Origin of the sequence: Aequorivita sinensis (genome assembly GCF_006346335.1) — a bacterium.
In the GTDB taxonomy this organism is placed as follows: domain Bacteria; phylum Bacteroidota; class Bacteroidia; order Flavobacteriales; family Flavobacteriaceae; genus Aequorivita; species Aequorivita sinensis.
In genome coordinates this window covers 73585-91543 of sequence record NZ_VDMC01000002.1, presented here as the reverse complement: position 1 = coordinate 91543, position 17959 = coordinate 73585, and the positions used below count along the sequence as shown (strand labels likewise).

General features: G+C 34.8%; 15 protein-coding genes. 4 read left to right on the top strand and 11 right to left on the bottom strand.

All coding sequences use genetic code 11. The features are described 5' to 3' along the window. Positions 1-65: 65 nt before the first annotated feature. Positions 66-1973, bottom strand: a complete 1908-nt coding sequence (dnaK, locus tag FHP04_RS03440) for a molecular chaperone DnaK (RefSeq protein ID WP_139854565.1) — start codon at positions 1971-1973, stop codon at positions 66-68. Positions 1974-2220: 247 nt separating this feature from the next. Here dnaK and FHP04_RS03435 point away from each other — a divergent pair, with 247 nt between their 5' ends. The 3 genes from FHP04_RS03435 (at position 2221) to panB (ending at position 6228) form a co-directional block, all read left to right on the top strand. Further along, positions 2221-3474 (top strand): MFS transporter, encoded by a 1254-nt coding sequence (locus FHP04_RS03435; RefSeq protein ID WP_139854563.1) that lies wholly within the window; start codon positions 2221-2223, stop codon positions 3472-3474. A gap of 401 nt (positions 3475-3875) precedes the next feature. Beyond that, the gene (locus FHP04_RS03430; protein WP_221442674.1) at positions 3876-5300 is read left to right on the top strand and encodes an L-serine ammonia-lyase; all 1425 of its coding nucleotides are present in this window, start codon (positions 3876-3878) and stop codon (positions 5298-5300) included. Positions 5301-5409: 109 nt separating this feature from the next. Then, positions 5410-6228: a 3-methyl-2-oxobutanoate hydroxymethyltransferase gene (panB, locus tag FHP04_RS03425; RefSeq protein ID WP_139854559.1), complete on the top strand. Its 819-nt coding sequence runs from the start codon at positions 5410-5412 to the stop codon at positions 6226-6228. Positions 6229-6291: 63 nt separating this feature from the next. On the opposite strand, the gene FHP04_RS03420 is transcribed toward panB, so the two are convergent. The 3 genes from FHP04_RS03420 to corA form a co-directional block, all read right to left on the bottom strand. Then, on the bottom strand, positions 6292-7845 hold the full coding sequence (locus FHP04_RS03420) for a DEAD/DEAH box helicase (protein WP_139854558.1): 1554 nt from the start codon (positions 7843-7845) through the stop codon (positions 6292-6294). A gap of 175 nt (positions 7846-8020) precedes the next feature. Continuing rightward, on the bottom strand, positions 8021-8545 hold the full coding sequence (msrA, locus tag FHP04_RS03415; RefSeq protein ID WP_139854556.1) for a peptide-methionine (S)-S-oxide reductase MsrA: 525 nt from the start codon (positions 8543-8545) through the stop codon (positions 8021-8023). Positions 8546-8606: 61 nt separating this feature from the next. After that, entirely contained in the window at positions 8607-9692 is a 1086-nt protein-coding gene (gene corA, locus FHP04_RS03410) for a magnesium/cobalt transporter CorA (protein WP_139854554.1), read from the bottom strand. Between the two features lie 250 nt (positions 9693-9942). Between corA and FHP04_RS03405 the strand changes: the two genes are divergently transcribed. After that, positions 9943-11670 (top strand): sodium:solute symporter family protein, encoded by a 1728-nt coding sequence (locus FHP04_RS03405; RefSeq protein WP_139854552.1) that lies wholly within the window; start codon positions 9943-9945, stop codon positions 11668-11670. A gap of 55 nt (positions 11671-11725) precedes the next feature. On the opposite strand, the gene FHP04_RS03400 is transcribed toward FHP04_RS03405, so the two are convergent. The 7 genes from FHP04_RS03400 to sucD all read right to left on the bottom strand — a co-directional run bounded on the left by FHP04_RS03400 (position 11726) and on the right by sucD (position 17867). Continuing rightward, complete coding sequence (locus FHP04_RS03400) at positions 11726-12097, bottom strand: VOC family protein (RefSeq protein WP_139855016.1); 372 nt, start codon at positions 12095-12097, stop codon at positions 11726-11728. A 184-nt stretch (positions 12098-12281) separates the two neighbouring features. Continuing rightward, positions 12282-12647: a DUF2200 domain-containing protein gene (locus FHP04_RS03395; protein ID WP_139854551.1), complete on the bottom strand. Its 366-nt coding sequence runs from the start codon at positions 12645-12647 to the stop codon at positions 12282-12284. 14 nt (positions 12648-12661) lie between these two features. Beyond that, on the bottom strand, positions 12662-12925 hold the full coding sequence (locus FHP04_RS03390; protein WP_139854549.1) for a hypothetical protein: 264 nt from the start codon (positions 12923-12925) through the stop codon (positions 12662-12664). Positions 12926-13154: 229 nt separating this feature from the next. Next, complete coding sequence (locus tag FHP04_RS03385; protein WP_139854547.1) at positions 13155-13970, bottom strand: prohibitin family protein; 816 nt, start codon at positions 13968-13970, stop codon at positions 13155-13157. Between the two features lie 21 nt (positions 13971-13991). Next, entirely contained in the window at positions 13992-16025 is a 2034-nt protein-coding gene (locus FHP04_RS03380) for a YrzE family protein (protein WP_139854545.1), read from the bottom strand. Positions 16026-16085: 60 nt separating this feature from the next. After that, positions 16086-16832, bottom strand: coding sequence for a 3-oxoacyl-[acyl-carrier-protein] reductase (gene fabG / locus FHP04_RS03375; protein WP_139854544.1), 747 nt, complete (start codon positions 16830-16832; stop codon positions 16086-16088). 162 nt (positions 16833-16994) lie between these two features. Next, positions 16995-17867, bottom strand: coding sequence for a succinate--CoA ligase subunit alpha (gene sucD / locus FHP04_RS03370; protein WP_139854542.1), 873 nt, complete (start codon positions 17865-17867; stop codon positions 16995-16997). Positions 17868-17959: the final 92 nt, after the last annotated feature.

Genomic DNA, 17959 nt, shown 5'->3' with positions numbered 1-17959 from the left:
TCCCTCGACTATGCTTGGGATAAGCGATTGATAAATTTTCACTTAGAGCGAAAATTGATCTCAGCTTACTTTACTTCTTCGAAGTCAACGTCTTCCACATCACTGTTTTCAGTGTTGCTTCCCTGCTCAGCTCCTGCTCCAGCATCACCTGTTGGTGCACCTTGAGCATCTGCTTGCGCTTTGTACATTTCTTCAGAAGCAGTTTTCCAAGCTTCATTTATCTTATCTAAAGCTGGTTGAATTGTAACTAAATCTTGTGATGCGTGTGCTTTCTTCAATTCTTCTAAAGCTTCCTCAATTGGTTTCTTTTTATCATCAGATAATTTATCACCAAATTCTTTCAGTTGCTTTTCAGTTTGGAAGATCATTGCATCTGCTTCATTCAACTTATCTACTTTTTCTTTTGCAGCTTTATCGCTTTCAGCGTTTGCTTCTGCATCAGCTTTCATCTTCGCGATTTCTTCTTCTGTTAATCCTGAAGAAGCTTCGATACGGATGTCTTGAGATTTATTAGTAGCCTTATCTGTAGCGCTTACTTTAATGATACCATTAGCATCAATATCAAACGTTACTTCAATTTGTGGCACACCTCTTTGTGCTGGTGGTATTCCGTCTAAGTGGAAACGACCAATTGTTTTGTTATCGTTTGCCATTGGACGCTCTCCTTGCAATACGTGAATTTCAACACTTGGCTGATTGTCTGCAGCTGTAGAGAATACTTGACTTTTCTTAGTAGGAATTGTAGTGTTAGCTTCAATTAATTTAGTCATTACACCTCCCATAGTTTCAATTCCAAGAGAAAGAGGAGTTACATCTAAAAGAAGTACATCTTTTACATCTCCAGTTAATACACCTCCTTGAATTGCAGCTCCAACAGCTACTACTTCATCAGGGTTTACACCTTTATGAGGTTTTTTTCCGAAGAATTTTTCAACAGCTTCCTGAACTGCAGGAATACGAGTTGAACCACCAACTAAAATTACTTCATCAATATCGCTCTTGCTTAAACCTGCAGCTTTCATTGCAGTTTCACAAGGAACCATAGTTCTCTTAACTAAATCGTCAATTAATTGCTCGAACTTAGCACGAGACAATGTTTTAACCAAGTGTTTTGGTCCGCTAGCAGTAGCAGTAACATAAGGTAAGTTGATTTCTGTTTGTGCAGCAGAAGAAAGTTCAATTTTTGCTTTTTCAGCAGCTTCCTTTAAACGTTGTAACGCCATAGGGTCTTTACGAAGATCGAAATCCTCTTCAGCCTTAAACTCATCTGCTAACCAATTGATTATTTTTTGGTCAACGTCATCACCACCTAAGTGTGTATCTCCATCAGTAGCAAGTACTTCAAAAACTCCGTCTCCTAATTCAAGGATACTAACGTCATGCGTACCACCACCAAAGTCAAACACAACTACTTTTTGGTCTGTTCCTTTTTTGTCAAGACCGTAGGCAAGTGCAGCAGCAGTTGGCTCATTAATAATTCTTTCTACTTTAAGACCAGCAATTTCTCCAGCTTCTTTAGTAGCTTGACGCTGACTGTCATTAAAGTATGCAGGAACAGTAATTACTGCACGAGTAACATCTTGTCCTAAATAATCTTCTGCAGTTTTCTTCATTTTTTGAAGAATCATTGCACTTAATTCTTGTGGCGTATATAAACGGCCATCGATATCAACACGAGCTGTATCGTTATCGCCTTTTACTACCTTGTATGCAGAATGTTCTGTTTCTTTTAAAGACTCAGAATATTTATTCCCCATAAATCTCTTAATAGAGCTAATGGTTTTTGTTGGGTTTGTAACAGCTTGACGTTTTGCAGGATCACCTACTTTAATTTCGCCACCTTCCACAAATGCGATTACAGAAGGAGTCGTTCTTTTTCCTTCGGCATTAGGAATAACTGTTGGCTCGCTTCCTTCCATTACGGCAACGCAAGAGTTTGTTGTTCCTAAGTCGATTCCAATTATTTTACTCATAATAGTATTGTTTGTTGTTTATTATTTATGTTGTGTATTCTTAATTTCGAGTTCTATAAGTCAATGATTGTGCCAACCAAATTGTACTGCCATCATGTCATAAATATATTTAAATCCGTCATTAATAATGGTTTAATTGCCTTCCTGAGCATATCAGAATGGTAAAATTCTATTCTAACTACAATAAAAACATCTTCTTTTTAAAATACACTACTTTTACAAGAAGCAAATTTTATAAAATAAACAATTGAATAATAAAAAGCCTTCAAAACAATATATAGCATATATTATCCTATTAATACTTGCGGGGGAAGCTGTCTTTATCTTACCATTTGTATTGGCACGAGTTTTTAGAGCTACTGTTCTTGAAGTTTTTCAAATCAATAACACAGAATTGGGATTTTGTTTTTCGGTATATGGAATAGTGGCAGTCTTCTCTTATTTATTTGGCGGTCCTTTAGCAGATAGATTTCCTCCTCGAAAATTGATGGGAACAGCTTTAATACTTACAGCATTAGGCGGACTTGTTTATGCCAGCTCCCCTACTTTTCAAACTTTAATAATTCTTTATGGTTTTTGGGGGTTTACAACAATTTTTCTGTTTTGGTCGGCAATGATAAAAGCCACCCGCGTTTGGGGTGGAAATGACAGTCAAGGAAAAGCATTTGGCTTTTTAGATGGAGGGCGTGGATTAGTAGGCGCACTCTTTGGATTGCTTGGTGTATTTGTGTTTTCTCTGTTTGTTTCTGAAACTGAAATATCGTCTGAAGTTCAATTAAAGGCCTTCCACTATGTAGTATATACCTCCTCGGCCCTGGTTGCTATAATTGGAGTAATAGTATTGTTTTTCTTAAAAATTGATAAGGAAACTGAAGCGACAAGCCATGAGAAAATCACTTTTAAAAATATAAAAACAGTCCTAAAATTACCTTCTGTTTGGCTCCTTATGGTTATTATAATATGTGCCTATGTAGGGTATAAAATAACCGATATATTTTCGCTCTATGCCAAGGACGTAATGTTATATAGCGAAGTAGATGCTGCCAAAACAGGTACGTTCTTATTATTTATTCGCCCTATTGTAGGTGTTGTAATCGGATTTCTGGCAGATCGTTCTCGTCCCTCCATTTACCTGTGTATCGGATTTGTACTTTCATTTTTTGGAGGGTTACTTTTTGCCTCTGGTATTTTAGACCAAGAAACAGATATATTGTTCTTTCTTTCTATAATTGTTACAGCCGTTGGTGTTTACGCTGCTCGTGTTCTTTATTTCGCCGTTATGAAAGAAGGCAACATACCTTTAACGCTTACAGGAACTGCAGTGGGAATTATTTCCTTTATAGGTTATACACCTGAGGTTTTTGCAGGTCCCGCTATCGGGTATTTTTTAGATGGCTCTCCTGGTGAAAAAGGCCATCAGCAGGTATTTTGGATGTTGACAATCTTCTCGGTAATAGGATTTTTAGCGTCATTTATTTTTTATCGAATTTCAAAAAAGTAAAAGTTGAAATCTACTAGAATTGGCGGATAACGATTCCGCTTTTAATTGAGATTTATTTAAAATCTTTTTCCAATGGTTATAATTCCTTGATTTCTAAGCATAATACATTTATAGAAAGTTTATCTATAACCCAAAATAACAGTCTCCTCACCTTGTAGTATTTCTTGCCTCCGTCTATTTAATGGTTACCACTCATTAAAGTATGCCCCCACTAATCCTGCATTAGGTAGTCGCTATTAAAAATTTTAGGGAGCTGCATAAAAACACTTATCTCGTGTCTTATCTTTATTTTTGTAGGTTTACCTGAAAAAAACAATTTCAAGCAGTAATTGTTAACAATTAACGTCTTCTGTTTAGCTAAATGTTTTAAAATTTCTTAGGTTTGACTCAAGATAAAATTTATGGAAAGTATTAGTGTTTTTGACATGTTGTCGATAGGTGTTGGGCCGTCTAGTTCCCACACTTTAGGTCCTTGGCGCGCAGCATTGCGTTGGGTTGAGGAGTTGAAAGATGATAATAAATTTGATGAGGTAGTATCGCTAACTGTAGATCTATATGGCTCGCTTTCACTAACGGGAAAAGGTCACGCTACAGATATAGCTGTAATGCTAGGTTTAATGGGGTTTGACCCTGTTACATTTCCCATTGAAAATATAAATAAAGAGATAGACTTTATTACTTCGGAAAATAAGCTCAAACTTAACAACGAGTTAGAGGTGCCGTTTGTCCCGAAAGAAAATATAATCTTTAATCGAAAGTTTCTTGAATTCCATCCCAATGGAATGACTTTTAATGCCAGCTTTAAAGACGGATCGAAAGAATCTACCTCTTTTTATTCCATAGGTGGAGGATTTACTGTTAAAGAAGAGCGCAAGCAGGAAAAAGCAAAAATGGAGAAATTTGCACAGTTCCCTTTCCCTATTCAAAACGGAGCGGAACTAGCTGCATACTGCAAATCTGAAAATAAAAGTATTTCAGAAATAGTTCTCGAGAATGAAAAATCATTGCGTTCGGAAGCAGAAATAACAAATGGTTTAAAAGAAATTTGGGACGTAATGCTCGACTCTATGTATGTGGGTGCACATACTGAAGGAATTTTACCTGGTGGCCTAAATGTTACCCGAAGAGCATTCGAAATGAATAAAAACCTTATTGGGGACACCACATATAATAATGCTGAAGAATGGATAGATGCCATTAGAAATACCGAAGTAAAATTTCGACAAATTCTGAAATGGGTTTCCTGTTTCGCCTTAGCTGTTAACGAAGTAAATGCATCTTTAGGTAGAGTTGTAACCGCTCCAACAAATGGAAGTGCTGGTGTAATTCCTGCCGTAATGATGTATTATATGGTGATTGAAAACCACGATGCAAATTTTGAAGATGTTCAGAAATATTTATTAACTGCTGGCGAAATAGGAAGTCTTTTCAAAAAAGGAGCTACTATCTCAGCGGCTTTAGGTGGATGTCAAGCAGAAATTGGTGTATCATCATCAATGGCTGCAGGTGCGTTATGCGAACTTATGGGCGGAACGCCAGATCAATGCTTAATGGCTAGTGAAATTGCTATGGAACATCACCTAGGTTTAACCTGCGACCCAATTGCTGGTTTGGTTCAAATTCCTTGTATAGAGCGTAACGCAATGGGAGCAATTAAAGCTATAAACGCTTGTGAAATGGCACTTAACAGTGATCCTGCCAAGGCAAAAGTACCTTTAGATAAGGTAATTGCAACAATGTGGGAAACGGCAAAAGATATGACATCGAAGTATAAAGAAACTAGTGAAGGAGGTCTTGCAGTACAAGTTAATGTAAGCGATTGTTAATTCACAGTATTTAATATTGATATAAAAACACTCCAGGAATTATCAAATCCAAAATCCAAGTTTCTAATGTCGTAATTTATTACTTTTACCATTCAATTTCAATATAACTATGAGTATAGCTAAAAAAGAATACAAACGCATTACCACCAAAACTTTGGTGGATATGAAAAAGAAAGGTGAAAAGATTTCGATGCTAACTGCATACGACTTTACCATGGCCAAAATTGTAGATAGTGCAGGAATAGACGTAATTTTAGTAGGTGATTCTGCTAGTAATGTGATGGCTGGACACGAAACCACCCTACCCATAACCTTAGACCAAATGATATATCACGCAGCTTCAGTAGTTCGTGCTATTGAGCGCAGCTTAGTTGTAGTTGATTTACCATTTGGAAGCTATCAAAGCGATCCAAAAGAAGCACTTCGCTCTGCCATCAGAATTATGAAAGAAAGTGGCGGACACGCAGTTAAGCTTGAAGGAGGAAAAGAAATAAAAGAATCGGTAAAACGAATCTTAAACGCAGGTATTCCTGTAATGGGACACTTAGGGTTAACACCGCAATCAATTTATAAATTTGGAACGTACACTGTGCGCGCTAAAGAAGAGGAAGAAGCCGATAAGTTAATTGAAGACGCTCTTTTATTGGAAAGAATTGGATGCTTTGCAATAGTTCTAGAAAAAGTTCCAGCTAAGCTTGCACAACAAGTAGCAGAAAAAATTAGTATTCCAGTTATTGGAATTGGAGCCGGAAGCGGCGTTGATGGACAAGTTCTAGTGCTTCACGATATGATTGGAATGACTCACGAATTTAATCCTCGTTTCCTTAGAAGGTATTTAGATTTGTATACTGATATGAAAAATGCATTTACTCAGTATAGTAAAGACGTAAAGAGCGGCGATTTCCCTAATGAAAGTGAACAATATTAAGTCTAAAAATTAAAACTCTGAATTCTAATTTGATTTTTAGAATTCAGAGTTTTAATTTACTTCTTACTCTTCAGGTGCATACCCGTGAATTTCTTCAAAGATTTCGTCAAAGTTCTCTCGAAGATAATTTCTAAATTTTAAACGGTAATCTTCTTTTAGCCAACTAATGAAGTTACCTGTACTTTTACTAATGCACTGCGCATACTTTTCAATTCGATAATCGATATCATCTCCTAACATTTTCGCTAAAGCAAGTGCGTCGTAAACATCTTCACTGTTTTCTACACAAATTCGCGCGTGTTGTTCAATAGATCTTTCTAAAATTACCTTACTAGATTCACCTTTTGCTACAGAGTCTTGATAGGTTTGTTTAATATCAAAATAAACGTTCTCACTCTTTGCAAACTCATTGCGCACCTCTTCTGGCATTTCGTAACGGAAGTTACTTTCTAATTCCTCATCGCTCACTAAGCGATCCATAAAGAAGTCAGGTGAATTGAATATTGCCTGCCAATCTAAAGGTGCCTCCCATGGTCCAAATCGCTGAAAGTTGTTACCAAGGTCGATAACCGAGAACTTAGTTTTATTATTCCAAATACGCGAACCACGACCAATCATCTGAAAGTAAAGCGTTAAAGAACGTGTCGCTCTATTAAGAATAATTGTATCTATCGATGGTTCATCAAATCCTGTAGTTAAAATGCTTACAGATGTAAGTATAGCATCAGGAGTTTCACGAAACCAATTTAAAATTTGCTTTCGCTGTTTTTTTGTAGCTGTATTATCTAAGTGCATTACAGGCAAACCTTCTGCCTTTAAGTGATAATACACTTGGATAGATGTATTAATACCGTTGTTGAAAATCAACGTTTTCTTACCGTTGGAATGCGTTCTATACGCCTCAAGTAAACGGTCAAGCATATTTACTCCAGAATAAAGATCATCTGATGATTTTACAGTATAATCACCATTAGAACCAATCTCCAAAGATGTTAGCCCCATATTGTATTGAAAAACTTCAATTTGAGCTAGAAACTCATTATCAATTAACGACTGAATACTTTCTCCAACAATCAGTTCTTGATAGTTATCCTTCATCGGAAGATTTCTATTAGAACTTAATGGAGTTGCTGTAACGCCAAGGATAAATGATTTTTCAAAGAATTTAAAAAGCTTTGTAAATGAGTTATAGTGAGCCTCATCAATAATAACTAATCCAATATCTGAAATATCAAGTTTATCATCGTTCAAACGGTTGTTTAAGGTTTCAACCATTGCCACAAAGCAACTGTATTTTGCTTGATCGGAAAGATTAGCAGTACTATTAACAACTTTGTTTACAACACCAAAACTTGTAAGCATTTCAGAAGTTTGCTTACATAGCTCCACTCGGTGAGTCATCACCAAAACTTTTTTATTGTGAAGTTTAAGATATTGACGGACAATTTCAGAAAAGATAACTGTTTTACCTCCACCTGTTGGTAATTGATACAACAAGTGATAATCGTCTGGAGCGGTTTCAAATTTTTCAAAAATTTGATCTATTGCCCCTTTTTGATAGCTATATAGCTCCTTATCAGTTTTTTTTTCTTTTAGTGCGTCTGTTACCTCCATCATAAATTCTACCTTTTTTAGAAGGTGCAAAATTACGTCCTTTTTTCACAATGCAAAATAATATCTTTTGACGCTTGAATTTTTAACGAATAACAGCAAAAAAAGAGCAGCTAAAAACCCTCACCCTCAGTGTTTAAAGGAATTTTAAGTAATGAAATTTAAAATTAGATTTTTAATTCTATTTAAGCTTATCACTGTGCATTTTACGTAACCTTGCCAATTTTGGAGAAATTACCGCTGTACAATATCCAGCAGTTTGATTGTTGGCATAATAATCTTGGTGATCTTCTTCAGCTTCATAAAATGTTTGTAACGGACTTATTTCTGTTACAATGGGATTTGTGTAATAAAGCGACATCTCCTTCACTATAATTTCTAAAATTTCCTTTTGAGCTTCGTTGTGATAATAAATTACCGAACGGTATTGTGTCCCTACATCCGCCCCCTGACGATTTAGGGTTGTTGGATCGTGACTCGTCATAAAAATTACTACTAAATCTTCGTACGAAATTACTTTAGGATCGAAACTAACTTGTACTACTTCAGCGTGACCTGTTAAACCTGAACACACTTCACGATAGGTTGGTCTTCCAGGAGCATTCCCTCCAGTATAACCCGAAACAACTTTTTCTACTCCTTTCACTTGATCAAATACTGCTTCAATACACCAAAAACATCCACCGCCAACTGTCATTAATTCCATTATATAGTCTTTTTAATTTTATAAAAATATTTTTAAAATTTCATCGAAATAGAGAAGCCAATTATATCCACTTTTTTCTTTTGAAATACCAAAGTAAGCCCAGAAAAACAAGAATCATTAACCCCCAAAGGTAATAATACCCATATCTAAGATGAAGTTCTGGCATATTATCAAAATTCATTCCGTAGATACCTGCCATAAAGGTAAGCGGAATAAATATAGAAGCCATAATTGTCAAGACCTTCATAACTTCATTCATCTTGTTACTGATAGTCGTCATATACATATCCATCAAACTCCAAATCATCTCTCGGTAAATTTCCACACTTTCATTAACTTGAATTATATGGTCGTATAAATCGCGAATATATTTATTGGTACGCTCTTCTATAATGGTGTAATCTATTTTTTCTAATCTATTTACAACTTCTCGCAAAGGAACGACTGCTTTTCTAATTTTTAATATTTCCTTTTTTAGTTGTTGAATCTCCTCTGCAATATCTGGGTCTTCTTTTTTATCGAAAAGCTTATCCTCTAACAACTCAACCTTATTGCTTAAATACTCAATAACTGAAAAATAATTATCCACAACTGCGTCCAGGATTGCAAACATTAAATAATCTGCTCCTACCCCACGAATCCTACCTTTACCGTGTTCTAAACGTTCCCTCAAATCACTAAATACATCTCCTTCGGCTTCTTGAAAAGTTAACACATAATCCTTCCCCATAACCATACTAATATGCTCATTGTTAAGCCTATCATTGTCGTAATGAAGCATTTTAAATACTATAAACAAGTATTCTTCGTATTCATCAATTTTTGGACGTTGATATGTACTTACTATATCTTCTTGAATTAATGGATGTAGTTCAAAATGGTTCCCGAGTGTAATAATATCATCGGTATTGCTAAGTCCGTTTACATTTATCCAAGTAATATTTGTAGAATCTTCGTAGTTAAAAGCCTCATTAATATCATTTGTTTTAAATCGATGATAATGATCCTTAGAGTAATCAATTATATCTAACTCTGTAATTGTCGTGACTTTTTTACCAGTATACTTAACAGTACCAGGAGATAAATTTCTGGCTCTTTTGGGTTCTATTTTAGTTGTTTTCGCTTTACTCCTACGTTTTGCCGTCATAGAAAATCAATTATTTTTTTAAAGGTAGGAAATAGAAATTAGAATTTTTAGTATGAAATGTAAAGTTCCAATAAATGGTTTAAAACCATAATGTTAATTTGGCTTGGTATTTATTTAAAAGAAATGTTCAATGATTGAACTTTGTGAATTGTTTAAAAACTTGTGAATATTTAAATTACCGAACTTTTAAAAAGCCTTTCAAAATAAGTACTTTAACCGAAGTTTAAAAACAACCAATTTTACTAAAATTATGCACTTAACCACCATCGATTGGATCGTTATAATTACATTTTTTATAATATTTATTACAATTGGTCTAGTTGTAGCTAAAAAAGCTGGAAAAGATTCAAAATCCTTTTTTCTTTCCGATAGAAATATGCCTTGGTGGCTTCTTGGAGTTAGTATGGTGGCAACAACTTTTGCTGCAGATACACCAAACTTTGTTGCAGGGGTTATTCGTGAAGACGGCGTATTTGGAAACTGGATTTGGTGGAGTTTCTTACTAACAGGAATGCTTACCGTATTTTTCTACTCTAAACTATGGCGAAAAAGTGGGATTACAACCGATTTAGAATTTTATGAATTGCGATATAGCGGAAAAAGCGCCGCCTTTTTAAGAGGTTTTAGAGCCATCTATTTAGGAGTTTTCTTCAACATTGTAATTATGGCGAACGTTTGTCTCGCAGCAATTAAAATTGGACACGTTATGTTCGGTTTATCTTCCTATGAAGTATTATTAATTGCTTCGCCGGTAGTAGTTATTTACTCAGCCTTTGGGGGCTTAAAAGGAGTTTTACTTACAGATTTTGTTCAATTTATAATCGCCATGGTTGGAAGTATTTGGGCTACCGTTTACATAGTAAATATGCCTGAAATTGGTGGGATAGATAAATTACTCGCTACTCCAACTGTAGCAGCAAAAACAGCAATGCTGCCAGACTTTTCTAAACCTGAGTTATTAATCCCATTGCTTATAATTCCGCTAGCTGTGCAATGGTGGAGCGTATGGTATCCAGGTGCGGAGCCAGGTGGTGGTGGTTATATTGCCCAAAGGATGTTAGCCGCCAAAGATGAAAAACACGCAACCTATGCTACCCTATTTTTTAATATCGCACATTACGCACTTAGACCATGGCCGTGGATTATCATCGGTCTTGCATCCATCGTTGTTTTTCCAAATATAGAAAGCCTACAGGCGGCCTTCCCAAATTTAGATCCTGATTTTGTAAAAAATGACCTTTCTTATCCAGCAATGCTAACTTTCTTGCCAGCCGGTTTATTAGGAATTGTAATTACATCATTAATTGCAGCTTTTATGAGCACAATCTCGACGCATTTAAACTGGGGAAGTTCGTATGTTGTAAATGATTTTTATGTACGTTTTCTTCGAAAAGAAGCTACTGGAAAAGAGCAAGTTGCTGCTGGTAGAATTTCTACGGTGGTGATGATGATTTTCGCAGGCTTATTAGCACTTGTTCTAGAAGAAGCTCGTGATGGCTTCAACTTATTACTTTCTATTGGAGCAGGTACTGGATTATTGTTTATTCTAAGATGGTTTTGGAGTAGAATAAACCCCTATAGTGAAATTGCCGCTATGTTAATTTCATTTTTAATTGCTGCCTTTTTCTTTGTTAATGGAAAAATGGACACTCCAATGATTGAAATTGCTGGTCATTGGCAATTAGTTCTTGGGGTTGTAATAACCACAATTGGATGGGTACTTGTAACGCTATTAACAAAACCGTCAAATGCTGAAACACTAAATAGCTTTAATAGCTTAATTTTTGGAAATGAATCCAAGTTTAAAGGGTTTGGAATGAAAATTCTAGGCTTTTTTGCAGGGGTTGTAGGGGTTTACTGTACACTATTTGCCATCGGGAATTTTATTTACAGCAATACAATTTTAGCCTTTAGCCTTACTACTGTAGCTTTAATCTGCGGACTGGTAGTTATAAAATCTTTTCAGAAAACGGAATAAACTATATAATAAAGACCTTCTAAATTAGAAGGTCTTTATTATCCAATTAGTGAATCTATCGATGTTGGTCTATTAAAATAATATTTCCATCAGGATCTGTAAGAGTTATACTTGCGGGGCCCGATGTATTTTCATCTGCTTCTGTAGAGAGTGCTACCCCACTCTGTTTAAGGCTTTTTTGAATTTCCCTTACATCATCAAAACTTTCCAAGTTCTGTGCATTTTCATCCCAACCTGGGTTAAAGGTTAAAATATTGCCTTCAAACATTCCTTGAAAAATGCCGATTAGTGCATTACCATTTTTCATTATAAGGTAATTGTGCTCCATACTTCCTCCAAAGACTTTAAATCCTAAGTTTTCGTAAAATTGTTTTGAAACCTTTAAATCCTTTACATTCAGACTAACTGAAAAGGCACCTAATTTCATATCGTTATCTTCCATTTTATTAATTTTAGTTAGTGTAAGATTATCCTCCTTTGGAAAATTCGCAAATACATTATTGATATATAATCCAATTCCAAAAGACAATAGAACTGTTAATATTGATAAACTTATTTTTTTTGAATTCATAAATGAGTTTTTTAAGAGGTTAAATTGATTTTTAAAAAAATTATTCCACCCTAAGTATTTTATCCATTTTGCGGCCTTTAGCTAACTCATCTACCAATTTATCTAGGTAACGAACTTGTCTTGTTAATGGATTTTCAAGTTCTTCTATGCGATATCCACAAATCATACCTTTGATGAGGTTGGCATTAGGATTAAGATTAGCTTTTTTAAAGAAGGTTTCAAAAGTTGCTTTTTCTTCAATAAATTTATTTAAATCGCTTTCATTATACCCTGTAAGCCATTCTATTACTTGATGTAATTCTTCTATTGTTCTATCTTTCTTTTCAACCTTTGTAATATAATGTGGGTAAACCGAAGCGAAAGTCATTTTGGCTATACGCTCGTTATGTTCTGGGGTGGTTTTCATATCGTTTTGATAGTTTACTGTTTTGCTATCTTTTTACTTATCCATATTCCTATAAAGTAAAACAAAATTAAATACCCTATAAGTAATACACTTCCAATAATCCATCCAATTACTCCTAAAGTAAAGCCGAAGCTAAAAAAGTATGTTTGAAAACTCCCGATAGGATCAAAAGCTACTGTAAGATTTGATGGTTTAGAAAATAAATCTACCAAGAGGATAAATAAGATGATTCCTATTATCAAGCTAATTATACCGAAAGTTATTTTCGTGTTTTTCATATTCTGTTACTTTTATAGGGATAACCTTGGTAAGCATAATTCAAAATTAGGAAAACAATGTTAGTTATATCGATGTTTATAACCCTTTCTGAAATTGTTCCATAAAAAAACCTTCCACATGGGAAGGTTTTAAATATTTACATTCGATAGATTTCCATTTAACTACAAGCTGAGCATTTGTACATTACCCATTGCAAACTAAGTGGAATGTATCGGTCTCAATTTGATTTTAGTTATTCCCTAAAATTAAAGGTAAACCACTATCTCCAGAACCAACAATTACAACTTTAGAGTTTGGTGATTGTGCAAGTTTTAAAGTTGCATCAATTCCTTTATCTTGAAGCACCTTATCTGTTAACGAAGCACTTAAAATTGCGTTTGCGTCTGCTTTACCTTGTGCTTCAATTCTTACTTTTTCAGCTTCTTTAGTCGCTTTTTCCAAACGGAATTCATACTCTAAAGATTCTTGTTCTTGACGAAGCTTACGCTCAATAGCATCTTTAATTGCCGGTGGAAGCGTAACATCACGAACTAATACTTCGTTTAATTGAATGTATTGTTTGTCTAAAATTTTCTTAGTTTCTTCAAAAATCTCCTCTTGTATTGCATCTCTTTTACTAGAATAAAGTTGTTCAGGTGTATAACGACCTACAACACTTCTTGCCGCACTTCTTATTGCTGGCTGAATTACACGTTGTAAATAGTTTTCTCCCTTCTCTTGATGAAGTTTCGCTATGTCGTTGCTCTCTGGTTGATACCATGCAGATGCATCTAGCTTTATTTCTAGTCCGTTAGAAGAAAGAACTTGCATTTTTTCACTAAGCTCTTGTTGGCGTACCTCATATATAAAAACCTTGTTCCAAGGCGCTATAATATGAAAACCTTCACCTAATGGTGGTTCGTCGGTTACCACACCATTTCCGAAAGTTTGATATAATACTCCTGCGTGACCAGAGCTAATGGTAACAGATGATTTTGAAATTAAAATAATAAATAATACAATTCCTACAATTACAGGTATTGTTAACTTGGGAAGTTTTTCCATTTTTAAAAAGTATTTGGGTTTCTATATAAGTCCGTTATATTTTCTGATAAACCATTCTGAAACGAGCGCTAGAATGATAAGTGCTAGAAGATATTTCCAATCTATCAAAGGTACTACTTTTTGTTCGCTTCTTTCAATATTTTGGTAGTTTGTGTCTGCAATCAACAATTCTATCAAGGCATCGCTTTGTGATGCGAAGTATGCTTTTCCACTAGTGTTTACTGCTACCCTATGCAATTTTGAAACATTGGCGTTTAAAAATTGTTGTTCTACATTAAAATCTAAAATAGTAAAATCACCACTGCTTTTAATCGATTCGTCTGCAGTTGAGACAGTAAACTTGTACTCACCAGCAACAAGACTGTTTAAATCCACTTCAAAATAATTATTACGAAGTAACATTGGAAAAATCGTCAATTCGTCAGTTTCAGTGTTTCTCACCTTTATATTTAATGAAGCACGATTGTCGAATACATAGTTTTTATCAAAATATTGGGCTGAGATTTTAATAGGGTTATTGTTGTAATAGAAAGTTTCAGAAGACACTTCTAGCCTAGTTCTGCGTTTATTTGATGCTAAATACTGAACAATATTCCCGATAAAATCATCAAACTCTTTAAAGCTATTACTATTCACAAAGTTACGTGCTCTCCAACGCCAAAAGCCTTCTCCATCCCAAATAGCGTTGCGTTTACCATTTAGTTCCATGGTAGCCAGCAGTGGATTGCCATTAGAAATTCCACTTACAGTTTGCGCTAACATTTCTTCATTTGAAACAGTTACAGACAAAGATCCAAATTCAGTATGCAAGGGTGGAAAATCGTCAAATCCTATATCGTCGAACGCAAATGTACCGTAATTGCTATTAACTTTTGCTTGAACATCTTCTGTTTGTGTAGATGCTTCTTTAATAAAATTGTTTTGAGCAGCATTTAGAAAATGCCAATCGGTTTGCAATCCAGAGAATACCCAAGTGTTTTTGTTTAATTTTTCTATTTCAGAATATACTGTGGCGAAATTTCTATCTGGCTGATAAAGAATCACCAATTGATAATCGTTTAAAATTGAAACAGCTTCAAAAGGCTTTTTGAAAGTAATAGTTCGGCGCTCGTTTGAAGTAATTGCCTTTTTAAGCGCACCCAAGTCTGGATGTGTTATATTACTAACTACCAAAACATTTGTTGCTTGGTCGATTACTTCTACAGCAAAATACTTACTGTTATTAGTTTTATTTTTTTCATCTGAAAGCGGAAAAATTTGTGCTGAATATTTTTGAAGTCCTACTGAATTTGCAGAAAGCGTAAAGTTTATTGTTTTCGAAGTTTCATTATTGGAAAACGAAACATTAGTTCGATAAACAGAAGAAGCACCTTGATTAACAATAAATTCGGTATTTACAGGTGTTGGACCTGTGTAATTGACAATAACTTCTACTGGAAATTGATTTTTTAAGAAAGCATAACGATTTGTATTTAATTGCGATATTTTCAAATCTATATGCTGTACAGAATCCCCAAGAATAACAGGATAAATAGGGTTTTTACTTGTTGCAGAAGAAAATTCGTAATCACTCCCAAGTGTTTGATTTCCATCCGAAATAAGAATTAATGGGGCGATTTCATTTTTAAAAATTTCATTTGATGATGAAAGCGCTTTTGAAATATTGGTGTTCTTATCATTAAAAGTTAAAGAGTCGCTTTCTTTGAAATCGCTTCCGAAAGAAAAATAAGAAAGTTCAAATTTATTATTTAACTCTTTATTGTTTTTTAATTTTTCAAGAAATATAGAAACATTTTCTGTTTGCTCTAACTCAGTTATAGATGCTGAATTGTCTATTAATACAGGGAGTTTAGGCTTTTCGATGGTATAAGTTTCACTTTTAAACTTAGGATTAATTAATAAAAGTAAAATTGAAAATATTGAAATAAATCTAAGTGCGCCAAAAATCCAAGCCAATAATCCTTTTTGCTTGGCCTTATATCCATACATAAAAACCGCCAGAGCAATAGAAATTACTCCGGCGATTAAAATATAAAATATGGTTTCTGTGGTCACTAAATTAGCTTCAAGTTTATAATTTCAAGGTACTGATTTTTACCACCGAAAAGGTTTTCTTTAAGTAAGCATTCCTCCATCTACATTAAGAACTTGTCCAGTAATGTATGCTGATAAATCACTTGCTAAAAACACACAAGCATTAGCAACATCTTGTGGAGATCCACCACGTTTAAGTGGAATCATGTCTGTCCAACCTTTTACTGCGTCCTCATTTAGGTTTTGCGTCATTTCAGTTTCGATGAAACCAGGCGCAATTGCGTTACAACGAATGTTACGTGATCCTAATTCGATAGCTACAGATTTTGTAAATCCTATTACCCCTGCTTTGGAAGCTGCATAATTTGTTTGACCTGCATTCCCTTTTACTCCTACAACCGAGCTCATATTTATGATAGATCCTTGGCGTTGTTTAAGCATTGTACGTTGTACAGCCTTGGTCATATTGAAAACGGATTTTAGGTTTACTTCGATTACTTTATCAAAATCTTCCTCAGAGATTCTCATTAAAAGATTGTCTTTAGTAATCCCAGCATTGTTTATAAGAATATCAACACTTCCAAAGTCTTTTAAAACTTCATCTACCAATGTTTGAGCTTCAGTAAAAGAAGCGGCATCACTTTGATATGCTTTAGCTTTAACACCTAATTTGGCAACTTCTTCGGCTAAATTATTTGCAGCTTCGGCTGAGGAGCTATAGGTAAAAGCTACATTTGCGCCGTGATTAGCAAATACTTCTACAATTCCTTTTCCAATTCCGCGGCTTCCGCCTGTAATAATTGCTGTTTTTCCTTCCAGTAATTTCATATTAAGGTCTATTTATATTTAATCTAATATACCCTCAAGATTATTTAAACCTTGCAAGATAACCGCGAGAGGCGGGTTTCAAATATAACAAAAGCTAGTGGCTTCACCATAAAAAAAGCCCTGTGAATTTCACAGAGCTTTTTAATATATATGTTGAAAAGATTAGCCTAAAACTTCTTTTACTTTCTTTCCAATTTCTGCTGGAGAATCTACAACATGCATTCCACATTCGCGCATTACTTTTTTCTTTGCTTGAGCAGTGTCATCACTACCTCCAACAATTGCACCAGCGTGTCCCATTGTACGTCCTGCAGGCGCTGTTTCACCAGCGATAAAACCAATAACTGGTTTTTTGCTTCCGCTTTCTTTATACCATTTTGCTGCATCAATTTCTAATTGACCACCAATTTCACCTATCATTACAACTGCTTCACTTTCTGGATCGTTAATAAGCAATTCTAAAGCTTCTTTTGTGGTAGTCCCAATAATTGGATCTCCACCAATACCGATTGCTGTAGTAATTCCTAAACCTTGTTTTACAACTTGATCTGCAGCTTCATAAGTAAGTGTTCCTGATTTTGAAACAATACCTACACTACCTTTTTTGAAAACGAAACCTGGCATAATACCAACTTTTGCCTCACCGGGAGTAATAACTCCTGGACAGTTAGGACCAATTAAACGACAATCTCTGTCTTTAATATAGTTTGAAGCAGTTATCATATCTTTTACTGGAATACCTTCAGTAATTGTGATAATTACTTTAATACCTGCATCAGCAGCTTCCATAATAGCGTCTGCAGCAAATGCAGGCGGCACAAAAATAATAGTGGTGTCGGCACCAGTTTCTTTTACAGCTTCTTCAACTGTATTGAATACTGGCTTATCAAGATGTTTTTGTCCACCTTTTCCTGGAGTTACTCCTCCAACAACATTAGTTCCGTATTCAATCATTTGTTCAGCGTGGAAAGTTCCTTCACTCCCAGTGAATCCTTGAACTATTATTTTTGAATCTTTATTTACTAAAACGCTCATTTTTAACTATTTTGTAATTGTTATATATAATTTAAATTCAAATAAACCTTTCGAATTTTATTCAGAATTCCTGCAAAGATACAGTTTTTGAC

What these genes read in the sequence shown, in the direction of transcription:
- FHP04_RS03390 (WP_139854549.1), bottom strand. Translation starts at nt 12,925, where the DNA reads ATGAAAAACACGAAAATAACTTTCGGTATAATTAGCTTGATAATAGGA.
- FHP04_RS03400 (WP_139855016.1), bottom strand. Translation starts at nt 12,097, where the DNA reads ATGAAATTAGGTGCCTTTTCAGTTAGTCTGAATGTAAAGGATTTAAAG.
- fabG (WP_139854544.1), bottom strand. Translation starts at nt 16,832, where the DNA reads ATGAAATTACTGGAAGGAAAAACAGCAATTATTACAGGCGGAAGCCGC.
- FHP04_RS03420 (WP_139854558.1), bottom strand. Translation starts at nt 7,845, where the DNA reads ATGATGGAGGTAACAGACGCACTAAAAGAAAAAAAAACTGATAAGGAG.
- FHP04_RS03385 (WP_139854547.1), bottom strand. Translation starts at nt 13,970, where the DNA reads ATGGAAAAACTTCCCAAGTTAACAATACCTGTAATTGTAGGAATTGTA.
- msrA (WP_139854556.1), bottom strand. Translation starts at nt 8,545, where the DNA reads ATGGAATTAATGACAGTTGGCGGTGGATGTTTTTGGTGTATTGAAGCA.
- FHP04_RS03395 (WP_139854551.1), bottom strand. Translation starts at nt 12,647, where the DNA reads ATGAAAACCACCCCAGAACATAACGAGCGTATAGCCAAAATGACTTTC.
- panB (WP_139854559.1), top strand. Translation starts at nt 5,410, where the DNA reads ATGAGTATAGCTAAAAAAGAATACAAACGCATTACCACCAAAACTTTG.
- sucD (WP_139854542.1), bottom strand. Translation starts at nt 17,867, where the DNA reads ATGAGCGTTTTAGTAAATAAAGATTCAAAAATAATAGTTCAAGGATTC.
- corA (WP_139854554.1), bottom strand. Translation starts at nt 9,692, where the DNA reads ATGACGGCAAAACGTAGGAGTAAAGCGAAAACAACTAAAATAGAACCC.
- dnaK (WP_139854565.1), bottom strand. Translation starts at nt 1,973, where the DNA reads ATGAGTAAAATAATTGGAATCGACTTAGGAACAACAAACTCTTGCGTT.
- FHP04_RS03405 (WP_139854552.1), top strand. Translation starts at nt 9,943, where the DNA reads ATGCACTTAACCACCATCGATTGGATCGTTATAATTACATTTTTTATA.
- FHP04_RS03430 (WP_221442674.1), top strand. Translation starts at nt 3,876, where the DNA reads ATGGAAAGTATTAGTGTTTTTGACATGTTGTCGATAGGTGTTGGGCCG.